General features: G+C 44.8%; 13 protein-coding genes and 1 tRNA gene. 4 read left to right on the forward strand and 10 right to left on the reverse strand.

Annotated elements, in window-relative coordinates; genetic code table 11:
• Window positions 1-216 precede the first annotated feature (216 nt).
• Together QVO99_RS07195 and QVO99_RS07200 are read left to right on the forward strand one after the other, a co-directional pair.
• The gene (locus QVO99_RS07195; RefSeq protein WP_288177038.1) at window positions 217-414 is read left to right on the forward strand and encodes a prevent-host-death family protein; all 198 of its coding nucleotides are present in this window, start codon (window positions 217-219) and stop codon (window positions 412-414) included.
• The gene (locus QVO99_RS07200) at window positions 404-757 is read left to right on the forward strand and encodes an addiction module toxin RelE (protein ID WP_278842246.1); all 354 of its coding nucleotides are present in this window, start codon (window positions 404-406) and stop codon (window positions 755-757) included. Before QVO99_RS07195 ends, QVO99_RS07200 begins: the two co-directional genes overlap by 11 nt.
• Before the next feature lie 214 nt (window positions 758-971).
• Here the strand turns inward: QVO99_RS07200 and QVO99_RS07205 are convergent, their stop codons facing one another.
• From QVO99_RS07205 to holA, 9 genes are all read right to left on the reverse strand, one after another.
• Window positions 972-1,148 (reverse strand): hypothetical protein, encoded by a 177-nt coding sequence (locus QVO99_RS07205; protein ID WP_288177039.1) that lies wholly within the window; start codon window positions 1,146-1,148, stop codon window positions 972-974.
• Between the two features lie 24 nt (window positions 1,149-1,172).
• Window positions 1,173-2,189 carry a hypothetical protein gene (locus tag QVO99_RS07210; RefSeq protein ID WP_288177040.1) on the reverse strand — a complete coding sequence of 339 codons (1,017 nt, stop codon included), beginning with the start codon at window positions 2,187-2,189 and terminating at the stop codon, window positions 1,173-1,175.
• A 470-nt stretch (window positions 2,190-2,659) separates the two neighbouring features.
• Entirely contained in the window at window positions 2,660-3,700 is a 1,041-nt protein-coding gene (locus QVO99_RS07215) for a PDDEXK nuclease domain-containing protein (protein WP_022316938.1), read from the reverse strand.
• Window positions 3,701-4,045: 345 nt separating this feature from the next.
• Window positions 4,046-4,120 (reverse strand) — tRNA-Arg (locus QVO99_RS07220).
• A gap of 205 nt (window positions 4,121-4,325) precedes the next feature.
• Window positions 4,326-5,606, reverse strand: coding sequence for a FimB/Mfa2 family fimbrial subunit (locus QVO99_RS07225; protein WP_288177041.1), 1,281 nt, complete (start codon window positions 5,604-5,606; stop codon window positions 4,326-4,328).
• A 497-nt stretch (window positions 5,607-6,103) separates the two neighbouring features.
• A complete protein-coding gene (locus QVO99_RS07230; RefSeq protein ID WP_022316940.1) occupies window positions 6,104-7,015 on the reverse strand; it encodes a dihydroorotate dehydrogenase in 912 nt (303 codons plus the stop codon).
• Window positions 7,003-7,779 carry a dihydroorotate dehydrogenase electron transfer subunit gene (locus QVO99_RS07235; RefSeq protein WP_022316941.1) on the reverse strand — a complete coding sequence of 259 codons (777 nt, stop codon included), beginning with the start codon at window positions 7,777-7,779 and terminating at the stop codon, window positions 7,003-7,005. The genes QVO99_RS07230 and QVO99_RS07235 overlap by 13 nt, the downstream gene beginning before the upstream one ends.
• Before the next feature lie 156 nt (window positions 7,780-7,935).
• Window positions 7,936-8,418, reverse strand: a complete 483-nt coding sequence (locus QVO99_RS07240) for a helix-turn-helix domain-containing protein (protein WP_022316942.1) — start codon at window positions 8,416-8,418, stop codon at window positions 7,936-7,938.
• 898 nt (window positions 8,419-9,316) lie between these two features.
• Window positions 9,317-10,348, reverse strand: coding sequence for a DNA polymerase III subunit delta (holA, locus tag QVO99_RS07245; RefSeq protein ID WP_022316944.1), 1,032 nt, complete (start codon window positions 10,346-10,348; stop codon window positions 9,317-9,319).
• 356 nt (window positions 10,349-10,704) lie between these two features.
• Between holA and QVO99_RS07250 the strand changes: the two genes are divergently transcribed.
• Window positions 10,705-11,154 (forward strand): type I restriction enzyme HsdR N-terminal domain-containing protein, encoded by a 450-nt coding sequence (locus QVO99_RS07250; protein ID WP_022316945.1) that lies wholly within the window; start codon window positions 10,705-10,707, stop codon window positions 11,152-11,154.
• Window positions 11,155-11,827: 673 nt separating this feature from the next.
• Here the strand turns inward: QVO99_RS07250 and QVO99_RS07255 are convergent.
• On the reverse strand, window positions 11,828-13,267 hold the full coding sequence (locus QVO99_RS07255) for a C69 family dipeptidase (protein WP_022316946.1): 1,440 nt from the start codon (window positions 13,265-13,267) through the stop codon (window positions 11,828-11,830).
• 340 nt (window positions 13,268-13,607) lie between these two features.
• On the opposite strand from QVO99_RS07255, the gene QVO99_RS07260 reads away from it, so the two are divergent.
• A complete protein-coding gene (locus QVO99_RS07260; protein WP_288177042.1) occupies window positions 13,608-14,063 on the forward strand; it encodes an Hsp20/alpha crystallin family protein in 456 nt (151 codons plus the stop codon).
• Window positions 14,064-14,229 lie beyond the last annotated feature (166 nt).

Consider the following 14,229-nt stretch of genomic DNA (forward strand, 5'->3'; position numbering starts at 1 on the left):
GCATAAGAAAGGCTGCACCTCGGCATAATATTCAAGCAAGCTTGATATTCTGCATTCGGTTTGGATAAAATCCTCACGCTCAGGAGTGAGAATAAATTCTCTCTTCATTCGCTCAATCGGATTTTTGCACTTTCTTTGCATCGTAAACAAATATATTGAATTATGGTTGTAGTTAGCACAAGAGACTTTCGCACTAATCAGACTAAGTATCTGAATTTGGCAAAAGCAGGAGAGCACGTAGTCCTAAAATCGCGTGCTGGCAGTTTCCGCATCTTACCAGATGACGGAAGTGATACCATTGACGCACCTCGCGACTTGATGAAAGAACTCAGAAACGCTTTGACGGAGGTAAAGGAAGCCATTGCTGGAAAACGTAAACTTCAATCTGCTGATAGTTTGCTCGATGAGTTGTAATATTACAGTATCGGTTACTGACGACTTCGCAAAAGAAGCAAAACGGCTCGCTAAAAAATATCCAAGTTTTAAACAAGACTACAAGGAGTTTCTTGAAAGCATTAAGAACAATCCTTTGCAAGGCGATGAGATTACAAAAAACATACGCAAAATCCGTATGGCTATCAAAGCTAAAGGCAAAGGTAAATCTGGTGGAGCAAGGGTCATTACTTTCAATGTCTTTACAGATGTGGAAAACGGTCATGTGGTTTTCCTTCTTCTCTATGATAAAGAGGATGCTTCAACCGTCAAAGTCAATGTTGTCAAGCAACTTGTGCGAGACATGGGATTTGATATTGAATGAAACAATAAAGGGATGCATAGTCTTCCTCATTTATTTCTTTTGCCCATCACAAGATATTTTGGGAATATCAGTTAATCACCTATATAAATGACTTAATCCCCAAACTGCCTGATAGACCGTTTGGGGATTAAACCATATACTGACTGAATTGGCGGCAGGACTCTTGCGACATGGAGGCTTGACACCAAAAATGTTCTAATCGGGGGCAGGCTTCTTATTCCGTCTCCCAGATGTTGCTGCCGAAGTCTTTTGCACAGGCTTCGTCGGCATCCTTATCCTGTATCACATCAGGCACCTTTATTTTCATACCGTTCGCCGAGAGCGGTGTCAAGCCTTCTGCCTCCAATGGTATTACCTTCATATCTGGTTTTACGTAAATTCTGCGACTCATATTTCTTTCTCCTTCTGCGTTATTTTATCTGTTCGTTGTGATGAATTTCTTTCCGTCTATAATCATTATCCCGCCGTTTGCAGTCTTGCAGCCTTCATTCAGTTTCATTCCCGACAGCGAGTAACGGGTTGTAGCACTTGTTGGCGCCGCATACTCAGCAGTCTTTATGGCGTTCGTCTCCCCGTCGATGGTCACAGAGGGCAGCTGGGCACTCCCGTTCACCGTTCCGGCAGCCTTTTTCAGATAACATCTGAAGCCTCTCATCTTCCGGGAATCAGCCAGCGGTTTCGCCAGCGTACCGTCTGCTATCAGAAACAGTTGCGTGCCATCTGCCGCCAACTCGTACGATCCAAAAGTACCGCAGAGATCCCATTCGCCGCCACCTACAGTCTGTGCGGTTGTGCTCCTAACTGTGACGTCCGCAAACGTTGGCTGCTCCACATAATATTCGGGCCGCATCAGAAACGGCATGCCGGCATTCAACACGCCCTCTTTCACAGTAGAGAACGACAGTTCTCCGTTCTGGTATCCGTCATACGAATACACCTTCGTTTCGTTGCCGAAAATCTCCGTTATCATATCCTTGCTCAGGTCGAAGGGCAGACACATTGTATACAACTGAGAGGGGTTGAATGTGCGATTCAGAGCCAACGTCTTGTTCTCGCCGACGATTTCACTAATTGTGCTCTCTACATTCTCGCCTTTCTCGTCAAGCGTAGCGTCAAGCTTGGGACGGGTGTAGGTGAGGGTGATGGTGGTGATATAAGATTTATCTTTATCTTTATTTCCATTCTCTATAAATGAAATATTATCGCTGTTTATTGAAGAAACGGTAGTTGTATTATTGGCGTTTACATTAATGGGGGTTTTATATTTTCCATTATAAACAGGTTGGAGAGCGTTGATTCCATATGTATTTGTACCCAGTGTAACAGAGTTTATTAAGGCTGAGTTAGGTACAGAAATATTTATCTGTCCCGGATTATTATACCACTTGTCTAATCTGAGATAAGTGTTTTCCCCTTCATGATAACATATCATTCCACGTAATGAGACGGATAAATCTTGAACTTTAAAAGTAATATCGGTTAGTACACTTTGGTTATTATTTGCGTTATTATTTTTCAATCCAAATGCTCCTTTTTTTGAAAAGTCCAATGTCACCGTAACCTCTTCTTTCTCATTCCCCTCTTCTCCCTGGCCATAAGCCAAATCACAGCCTAATGTCCAAAATAGAACAACGAATGTGAATAACATAACGCCGTGTTTTTTCATTTTTCCTTTATATCAATAGTTTGTTGAAATTCAAGATAAATGCCTTACTGCTTCACGCTGCCGACCAAAGAGTTCTTTTATAGCTATCACAAACAGTGAACTCTGATTCAAGAGTCAACATTCCTGTTGTTTGCTGAACATGAAGCATTTGCAATGCAAAGGTAGCATTTTCCTTCAAGATAAACGCCCATTTTAAGAAAAAGTATTTCTTAAACCCTAAATATTCCGTAACAATTCTATTTTCCACCTTTCTCCTCACCGAACTTTTTAATCTCATTGGTAAGGAATTCCTCTAATTCTTTCTTTGGCACTATCAGTTGATAGTCAGCCACGCCTATCGGTTTGCCCATGTCTTCGAGAGCAAGCTCCACTTCCACACGATCTTTCTCTGCACAGAGGATGATGCCGATTGAGCGGTTTTCACCTTCGCCCTTTTCAAGACGGTCAAGCAACGAAAGGTAATAGTTCATCTTTCCTGCATACTCAGGTTTGAAAGCACCTATCTTCAAATCGACAGCCACAAGGCAGCGCAAGCCACGGTGGAAGAAAAGCATATCCACCTTGCTCTCTTTGCCGTTGTACTCCAACACGTGTTGGTTGCCGATGAACGTGAAGCCATTGCCGAGCTCCATAAGGAAACGTGTGATAGCCTTCACAAGACGGTCTTCGAGTTCAAGCTCCAGTATGGGGTTTGTCACTCCAAGGAAGCCAAGGTTATAACTGCTACTGAACACCTCATTGGCATATCGAGCTTGCTCCATTGGAAGCGTGCGACTGAAATTGTTGTCAACCTTTGTTGCCAACTGCGACTCGTACATATTCAGTTTGATAGCATTGAGTAGTAAGTCGCGGTTCCAGCCTTTTTCGATAGTTTCTTGTGCATAATATAATGTAGCAGAATCATCCAAATTCTTTCCAAGTAGATATACATTATGCGACCACGGCAAAAGTGCAACGGAGCGTTGCACTTTTACATCGCTTCCACAATAGCGCAAATAAAAACGCTTCATATACCATAGATTTCGAGGTGAAAGTCCCATCTTCGGATAGCGTTCTTTCAAGTCTACGGACAACTGGCGTACCACGCCATCCCCATGTCCGCTTTCTACCTTTCGCTCATGAAGCATCTTGCCAATCTCCCAATATGCGGAAGCAATATTGCCGTTAATATGCTTAGCTATTTCCAGTCGTGCATGTTCAATCACTGCAACGGCGTGTTGCAGCATCGACTCGTAGTCTTCACGTTTTATCGGAAATTGTTTATTATCAGTGTTCATTTTTGATGTTTCTCTTTTTCTGTTGCTGACAAGTTTTTCTCCAGTCTTTTTTCGTTTCGTGTAGTGGACAAAAATACACTAAAGTACTTTAAAGAACAATACCCTACAAAGATACAAAAAAACAATGACGTTTTGGCGCTTTCAATATTAAACTTTCCTAACGTAACTATTCAGCGGTAGGTGCATGACGAATCGTCAAACAATTCGTACATATCTAATACGTATACATACACCTTTTTATGTCCAAATCCTATATTTATCTCTAATCCTTTAATATTAAACGCTTTACAACGCAACTACTTGACTATCAGACACAAAAAAGGGAGGCTTAGAAACCTCCCCAAGTGATTCCGTTGGGATTCGAACCCAAGACCCACGCCTTAGAAGGGCGTTGCTCTAATCCAACTGAGCTACGGAACCGACCGTTTTCGGAGTGCAAAGGTAGTACTTTTATTGTAAACTGCAAAATTTCATAGAGAAAAGTTGCAAGAAAATTGATTTTTCCTTTGATTATCAGATTTTTTCCCACTCCTTTTGCATATTTTTTCGCTCTTTTCTCACTTTCAGCCGAAAAATAACGTATACTTCTTCAACCAAAAGCGAGAAAAGGACTCAGATAAATCTGTCATTTTTTCAAGAAAGTGACGGTGGCAACAGGACGGAGATTACGTCCTGCTTTACCAGAACTGGGAGGAAACGAGCTCTTTACCTCATTCATACACATTATCTTATTGTCAGTATTCAGGAAATAATAAATTCCATTCATATCTTTATATATTATCTCCAAACCCAATGTCTTGAGATTATTATTAATATCGGCTCTGTTGTCCATTATATATTCCATCTCCCCTTTTGTCGGCAGTCTCCATCCATTCACTCCTTCTACGGAAAGCTCTGCAATGCCGGCATCAACGGCCTTCTTGACATCAGCCTGATCATCTGCATCAAATACGAGTGAACATTTCGATTTCGGCGCCAAAAGGGTCACAATGGTGATATTGCCAGACACCGCAGATTGCTCCGACTTCAGCACATAGCAACCTTTATATACCGTGCCCTGCTCTGGAGCCGTCTCGTCCACTTTCACATCGCCACCCGTATTGTCGCCCATCTCATTCTCTTTCACGTCGATTGTCCAGGTCTGCTCTCCGGCCCACGACACACCATTGATCAAGCACTTCAGCAACGGTTCTGCCACTCTCTGATAATTCACGGTCATATCCACCTTGTAGTTTGCCGCCAGCGGTTTGTCGCTGACATATCTGAAGGTCTTCACCTTGCCGTCGGTCGTCGTGAAATTGAAAGTCACTACAGGATTCCCCACGCTCTCCATCAGGAATGCGTCACACTGCTTCGTCCATTTTCCATCAGTCCCCTTCTCCAGCACCACGTTATAGGCGCCATTCTCTCCGCAATACTCTCCAGCCACGTTGATTCCCTCATACAGAGGACTGACATCCGCCGTTATAGCAGCCACATTCTCCGGCACATCGCTTATCGTCACGTTGCGGAGCATAAACACCTTGCGGTTCATCGTCAGCGTGACGTCCGTTTCCTCGCCGTCCGTCAGCACCACCTCACGATTTGCCGCCATTATGTCGCCATGAGCCATTCCTTCTTTCAGCGCCACCACAGACTGAGGAGTAGCCTCCTCCTTTGTCGGCAACGAATAGTTTGCCGCATCAGCTCCCGCCACGGAATACACCCGATACGCTCCGGCGGCAAGCTTGAAGTTTGCCACATCCTTTTCCGAAGCTACCGATTTATATGCCACACATTGTCCTGCCGTATCAAATACATACAGGTTTATCGGTGTCGCCACGGTCATTTCCGACGCAGCCCCGCTCTGTCCACGGGTCTTTATCCTGAGTGTCACACCACCCAAGGCGTCATCGCCATCAGCCAAATCTTTTGAACACGATACGAACATTGCCAATACAAGCAGAAAGGCAAAAGAAAAAAGCATTTTATCCTTCATAGAATTAATATTTTATGGGTTTGCGCTAAATTCATCCCGAATCGGTATAATGCCGTTTTGGGGGTAAGTTCCAACAAAAGTAATATTTTTCTACAAAAGCGACAAGAAACACTTCAATTTATTTCTACAAGAAACACCTACATTTATTTCAAATTATCCATCGAAATTCTTAAAGTCCCTATTCTTCCCAATTTTTCTGTACAAAAACCCTTGCCAATTTTACAACATTAGTTAACAATAAAAGAAATCCAATTAACACTTACAAACAATTTCGATTTGTTTTCATAATGCAATAAATGTTTAAATATGCAAACGTCAAATAAGAAAAAAGATATAATAAACCCATCCAGATCTCTCGAAAAGGATGGGCTGAAAATATCAACTAAGATTTTTTGTCAAACCGAATAATGCATCCGGTGCAATCATCAGGCCTCCAACTGACCGATGATTTCAGTCACCGATTTGCATCCATGCTTGTCAAGCCATTCATTGATGCCGTTCTTCACCTTCACCGTCACCTGGGGATCCAGGAAGTTCGCCGTACCGATTTCTATTGCGGAAGCTCCGGCAAGCATAAACTCAATGGCATCGTTGGCATTGCAGATGCCGCCGAGTCCCACAACGGGAATTCCGACAGCCTTTGCCACCTGCCACACCATGCGCAGAGCAACAGGCTTCACCGCCGGTCCGCTCAGTCCACCGGTATTGATGCTCAGCATCGGCTTGCGCTTCTCTATGTCTATCGCCATTCCCATCAGGGTGTTGATGAGCGACACGCTGTCGGCACCCTCTGCCTCAACGGCACGTGCAATCTCCGTAATGTCGGTGACGTTCGGCGACAGCTTGACTATCAGCGTCTTATGATAACTCTTGCGCACGGCTCTCACCACACTGGCAGCTCCCTCGCATGTCACTCCAAACGCCATTCCGCCGTCTTTCACGTTAGGGCAGGAGATATTCAGTTCTATCGCCGGAATCTTGTCGAGAGCGTCTATCCTTGCCGCACATTCTGCATAATCCTCTGGCGAAGAACCGCTTACGTTCACTATCATATTGGTGTCGATATCCTTTATCTCCGGATATATGTGCTCACAGAAATAGTCAACGCCCTTGTTCTGCAATCCCACACAGTTGAGCATTCCCGATGCCGTCTCTGCCATTCGCGGATAGTCGTTGCCTTGTCTCGGATGCAGGGTGGTACCCTTCACGATAATGCCGCCTATCTCACTAAGTTCCACAAAATCAGCATATTCCGGACCGTATCCGAATGTGCCTGAAGCTGTCATCACTGGATTCTTCAGCTCCAGATTTCCTATTTTTACCCTTAAATCTGCCATGACAAATCATTTACGTTAAACACTGGACCATCCTTACAAACACACAGGTTGCCGCTCTTCGTGCCTTCCACGCAACACAGACAGGCTCCCACGCCACATGCCATCTTGTTTTCGAGCGACGCCTCACAGCATATACCCTCAGAATGTGCATATTTCGCCACTGCCACCATCATCGGTTTCGGTCCGCAGGTGGAAATCTGGTCAAACCTCACTCGCTGCAGCACGGAATGGTTTGTCACGAAGCCCTTCTCTCCCTCCGATCCGTCTTCGGTAGTGATGCACACCTCACCGTATTTCCTGTATTCATCAAGGAGCAGCAGATCTTTTGCCGACCGTGCTCCAAGCAGGAACACCGGTGTCATACCATTGTCTTTCAGCACTTTACCGAAATAGAGAAGCGGTGCAACGCCCACGCCGCCGCCGACGAGCAACACCTTGGCACCCTTGTTCTCAGGGATGGTGAACGTGTTTCCCAGAGGCAACATGCAGTTCAGCTTGTCGCCAGCCTTCAGCTGTGCCAAGGCACGTGTGCCGTCGCCGATGGCAGCCACCAGCAACCACAGCTCATTTGCTTGATAATCAACGAAGTTTATAGATATCGGGCGTCTCAGGAATGTCGTTGCAGATCCGTCGATGCGTATCTCCACGAACTGTCCTGGTGCCATTTCGGGCAGCTTCTCCGCATGGGTCAACTTTATCAAGACGTATTTGTCATTGATATGGTCAACCGAAGAAACAATCAGGTCTAAAACGTATTTTTTCATCAGTTCCATTTATAAGTTTCGGCAAAATTAGGCAAAAAATCCCTAATATCTACCGATAAGCTCACATTATTATCTGCAAAGCCGCCAAAAAGCCCATTATCCCCAACCGATAATCAGTACGTGATTGGGGTCTGATTATTCAGAAGAGCGAGATAATCACTTCTTCGGCACGAAACTTTCCCACGTCTGGTCGTCGTAAAACACTCTTATTTCAGTTATCCTCCGGCGCTCCTTCTCCTTATATACGGTGTCCGTGTGTACGGGCGACTTTGCCTGCTGCCTCACGTTAGTAGCGAAAGCATTGCCCATCGGGGCGCTCTGCTGCGATGTTGCCCCCGCATTTCCGTCAGCATCACCGAAGTCGAGCATCTGCTCTCCAGCCATACCGCTCTCCTGTGGGGTAGAGGAGGAGTCATCCGCCGACGCTTCGTCAACGAACATCATTCCTTTTCCAAACATGAGCCAGTCGAGACTGATGTTCGGAAATTTCGACTTTATAGAGTCCACGGTGTTCAGAGTCGGTTTTGTACGTCCCTGAAAAATTCCACTCAGTGTGGCAGGAGATATTCCGAGGAAGTTTGCAAACGTCTGTTGAGTCATGTGCTGCGCTTCCATCAGCTGTCTAATTCTGTCCTTCATTTTCTTCTCTTATAGTAAAAATAGGGGTTGTAGCCCTGATTTTGTTTGACTTTACAAAGGTAAATCAAAAAAATGGAATACACAACAAATGTAGAATATATTTTATTTTCTAAATATTAGATTTCTAAATGTAAATTCGTAAAATCAAATCCTTAAACTCAGGTTTTTAGGTTTTGAATTTGTAAATGTGAATTTTAGGGAGCTAAACGTCCGGAAAGCCTTTGTTTACGGGATTTTCGGAATTAACTGGCTGTGATTTGGTTATTTATATATGTTTAGGGGTGTAAATAGGGAATATACATTAATTTTGTAAGATATTTTGTATAATTCACCCTGTCAGCTACTTTAAAAGTATAAAACTCATTGGTTTTCAGTGATTTATAAGGCTTATTTTATTCTGCATAATAATTCGTGTGAATTTTAATATTTAAATATTCGGATATTGATATTTGAATTTGATTTAATAAAATGTATTCAAGTTTTCAAATGTATAAATCGCATTTACTAAATTAAACTTCAATGTTTTAAAATTTAAATCTTTGAATTTCACAAAGATATATCAAAACAATTGTTAACGCTGAATTTAAAGTCATTTTCAGAGTCGTTTTTTTCAGAAACAAAAGGATTCCGAACGAGGGGAAAGTAATGTCAAAATCATGCTATTCTCAGGATAGGAAAAATCACGCAAAGCCCTGATTTCAAGCGGAAATAAGGATAAAATTTATGTTCGTGAAAATCATTTCTTTTTACAAAATCTGCACCGAAAATGTAAAAAAACGCATCATTTCGGGGTGCAATATCATAAAACAGCATCCCCTCACCACCCGAAAAACGGTGATGAGGGGACATATATATATAAGGTGTAACCATTTCTGGCAGAAAATTCTCTATTCCCTGCTCAATGCATGATAAAGAAAATCAACTCCTGCAGCAGCTCGCCGGTGGGAGTATTCGGATTGTCGAGTCCCTTGCACTTGGTGTCAGCCTCACGGATTTTGTCTATTATCTGCATCACTTTTCCACCACTGTAGTTTCTCATTCCCAGCATATACTCCTTGGCGGCCCATGGTCCGCGCAGGTCGAGCCATCTCGCCACCTCGGCATCATTCTGTCTGTTGGGAGCGTAGTAGGCAAGCATGAGATTCTGGAAATACGAGAATATCACCGGTATCAGAGCGAACGCCCCGCCTGTTTTCGGATTGCTGTCAAAATATTTCAATATCAGGTTCGCCTTCACCACATCCTTCGCTGCGATGGCGCTTCTCAGTTCAAAGGCATTGAAGTCTTTGCTGATGCCGATCCTCTTCTCCACCATCTGCGGCGTGATGCGCGTGTCTCCCTCTTCCAGCGAGAGCAGCAGTTTGTCAATCTCTCCCGTCAGCCTGCTGAGATCTGCCCCGATATGGTCGGCAAGCATCTGCGCCGCCTTGTTCTCTATCGTCACCTTTGTGCGCTTTTTCAGATATGCCTCAATGAATGGCGGCAGCTCGTAGTCTCGCTTTTTCTTGCTCTCAAACACCACTCCCGCATTCTTGAATCTCGTCAGGATCTTCTTCCGTCCGTCGATAGTACCGTTTTTATAACACACCACGAGCACCGTCGTCTTTGCCGGTTTTTCCAGATAACGCTCCAGCTGGTCCCAGTTTTTTATGTTCTGCGCCTCCTTCACTATTATCACCTGCCGCTCTGCCATCACGGGATAGCTCCTCGCCATGTCTGCCACCTGGGCTCCCGTCACATCGGCTCCGAACACTATCTGCTGGTTGAAATCTCTCTCTTCGGGCTTTATCGCATGCTCCGCAATGAAGTCTGCAATCTGGTCGATGTAGTAAGCCTCCTCCCCCATCAGCAGATACGACGGTGCGTAGTTGCCGGCCTTCAGATCCGACATCACGCTCTCAAAAGTCATTGTCGCTGTTTTCTCAGCCATACTATATTTTTAACTATTTTATACATTATCAGTTTCGCTGCAACATTTTTCTATTTGTATAATAATGTTAACAACAAAACACCCTTACCCTCTCAAGAATGCCATCAAACTGTTCGTCGCCAATACCATTCCCGTGAACACGGAATTTTGAAGCATGGTCAATCACTGCTCTTTTCCGACATCTCATATTTTGAGATTCACGAAATATCATTACTTTTGCAATGCCATAGACACGAGACGCCGCCTTTGCGGGTCATCGTCTCACAAGGATGAAGTCTCCCGTCATGGGCCAACCGTCCCTGTCGTGTCATGGCAACGATATCAGCAAGACGCATTCTGATTGCAAAATTAATAAAATGAACCGATTAAACCTACCTCCTTACGAAATAAAAACGCGCCAGCAAGATGGCAGACAGTATATCCTCGACGTATTGCGCAGGAAATTCATAGCACTGACTCCCGAAGAATGGGTGCGCCAGCATTTCATCCATTTCCTTGCCGACCACAAGGGCTACCCCACTGCCCTCCTTGCCAACGAGGTGGAGCTGACCATCGGCGGCAAGAAGCTGCGCTGCGACAGTGTGTTGTATTCCAGGGATCTGAAGCCGCGTATGATAATAGAATACAAAGCGCCGTCGATAGCCATCTCTCAGAAGACCTTCAACCAGATCTTCGCCTACAACACCCTACTCCACGCCGACTACCTGGTGGTGAGCAACGGCATCAGCCACTACTGCTGCAAAATCGACTATACCAACCGTTCCTACTCCTTCCTCAGCGACATCCCTCGCTATGAGGATCTGTAACCGACAACACACACATAAAACATTTTCCTCAAAAAAAGTATCATAGTATCATTCTTGGCCACCGCCAAGCCCCTAATACACTATAGACTAACGACTTAACCCGATGATACTTTTCTGGATATTTTACAGAAAAGTATCATAGAAGTATCATGCCTTTCGGCATCCCATATTTCCCCCCACACCAGGGGGAAGACATCCCCACATTAGGGGGTTCTGTTCCCCACGGCGTGGGGGGGAATCCGAGGCCAAAATTTTACGAATTACAAGTCTGTATTTTAGAGATTTCAAATTTGTGCTTTACGAATAGCAAGTCTATGTTTTATGAATAACAAGTCTATGTTTTATCCATGAAATGCCGGTTGTCCTTGTCATTGTTTATTGTTTTGTTTGGGCAAACTTTCCCACCCAAAAAGTTTACGTATAATCGGGAAGACAAAGGGAGTGCCCATGGGCACTCCCTTTTATCCCAAATCGGCCATTAGGGCTTGCTTGGATTTTGATTTTTTAGAAGAGTGGATTTTGTTTGGCTTTTAATGAGTAATAGCGAGCTATTGCGAATTAAAAACGGACAAAAGACACCTTATAAAAAGCAAAAGACTGCAAGCAGTCATAAAAAATAAAGTAAAACGTCCTAATGACCGTTTTGGGTTTATCACAAATATCAATTCAATCTTTACGCTCCATGAAACAAGTATTCCTCCTGCACCTTCTTCGTAAGATGGGTGAAGAGAGTGTTGAGCAGCTGCTTGCTGAAGTCGTATGCGCGCTTCTGCATGGCGATGCCGGCAGCCGTGAGAGCCTCAACGGCATTGTCGGAAGCATCCTTGTATGTGGCGAGATATTCCTTCTCTATCTTCCGCTGCGTCTCATCAAACTCAGTCTCAAGTTCAAGATATGCCTTCTTTATTATCGGGGCAAAATAGTTGTAGTCTGTCATACCCAGGGCGGCAATCTTGCGGAAGGTCCAATAGGCGGAATAGTCGTCGCTTTCGCTATTGGCACGATATGTATACCTCTCGTCCACCTCCGTAGCTCCCTGATAGAAGGGGATGAACACGCTCAGGTCTGCCATTCCAAACGCCACGTATGTCACTTCGCCAATAGCCGTCGGCAGCTCCGGACGCACCTGCATGATATGCGTCTGCGTAGTACGGAAGATACTTACCGGGCGGTATGGCTCCTTACCGTTGGAATGGAGGTAAGGGTCGTGGTCGGTATTGTCGTAGTGGAAGCGGAAAGCCTTGCGCAGGTCTGCAAGGGATATTTTCCTTTCAGCCTCGGCAAACACGGGGAAAGTGTTTTTCGCCACATCATTCTTTATAGCCGGCGAGAACATCCGTTGCAGTCCCCACACGCGCGGATAGTTGTATGTAGTATCGAGTTTCTCGTCTCTCGAATAAGCCTCATGAAAATCAAACACGCCGTCGGCAGGATTATACAACCCGTTCTTCTCTGCAAACTCTATCAAATCTGCCGATGCCAGGAAATTCTCCTTGTCTTCCGGGTCATACTTGCGGTAGCGGCTCTGGTTGCCGGTCACGAAATACTTGTCCTTCGGCATCCTGCACGCCAGCCATCTGTGTCCGCCGGCATTCTCCAGATACCAGGTCTCCTTGGCATCGATAAAACCGATGCCGAAACCTTCCGCCGACCCGTATTCCTCAATCAGCGCTCCCAGTCTCTCCACGCCCTCACGTGCTGTATGCACATAGGGTAAAACGATGTTGTAGGTACAGTTCTCCGCCAGTCCGTCCTCCACATACGGGTCAGCCTCAAGAGCCTTCTCGCTGCTGAAGATAGTCTCCGTGGAGCTCATTCCCACTCCAGCCGTGTTATATCCGGCGCTACCCCACTCTCCCGGATATGTATAGTCCGGCAGACCGGTGTAGCCGAGTGCTTTCTTCGGCAACGGACAACGGAACTTGCTGTCCTTCGCCACGAATTCCTCCTGTCCGTCGTCAGTATCCCTGTGCACCTCCACGTTGATAGCCATCAAAGCGTCGAAATCACTTGAGCGGCACAGATATCTCGCACCGTCCACACTCTGTTCCTCCCCCACGATAATCGTGGTACATTCAGAAGGAAGTTTTCCTGAAATCTTTTCTTTCTCCATAGTCCCTGTTTATTTTAATATATGGTTCTATAGATGCAAAAGTATAAAAAACAGAATAATACGAAACAAAAAGACATATTAAATATGTATAAAATAGAGAAATACTTTGCTCTACCATGACACTATTCTGACATTTTTTCATGTTTACGAGTCGTAAAACGTACAAATTGTCAGACACCAACCCTTGCAAAGCCATTGGCACACATGTTGCGATATGCCTTAATGAAAGCCGAAAGCCTTGAAGCTTGAGGCAAAAAAAACATAAAACAACAATCAGAAGTCCCGACGGATCCGCATGGTGAAGGGAGGACGAGAAAAATAAAATTTGGAGGTATTTACTATGTTGATGGTTCGCAGAAACAACTATTCTAATTGGTTAGACAATTTCTTTGATGACTCACTTTCCGACACCGAGCTGATGCCGCAACGCAACACTACGGCTCCGGCACTCAACGTGAAGGAGACAGCCGAAGATTATATTATGGAAATGGCAGTTCCTGGACTGGAAAAGGAATGGGTGCGCATTAACGTCACCAACGAGGGACTTCTCCATGTTGCCATCGAGAACAAGATGGAACACAAGGAGGAGAACAGGGACAACCACAAATCTCGCCACATACACTATCTGCGCCGCGAGTTTGCCTATGGCAACTACGAGCAGAGCTACACTCTGCCGGATGATGTTGACCGCGACAAGATCAGTGCCAGCGTTGCCAACGGCATCCTCACAATCACCATTCCAAAGACTACTCCAGAGCAGGAGGCCAAGGTGATGAGGAATATAGAGGTCAAGTAATACCACTTAAACCCAAATGACATATTTAGGTTAAAATAAGGACAAGCCCCATACTTTTGTTATTAAGGCAAAAGTATGGGGCTTGTTTTATACATAATCTACGATTGGCAATAGAGAAATTTCGAGCAAATCACAACTAATTTCACCTATATTTAATACCTGTTCA

It is taken from the genome of Prevotella sp. CAG:592, assembly GCF_000436015.1.
Classification (GTDB): Bacteria; Bacteroidota; Bacteroidia; order Bacteroidales; family Bacteroidaceae; genus Prevotella; species Prevotella pectinovora.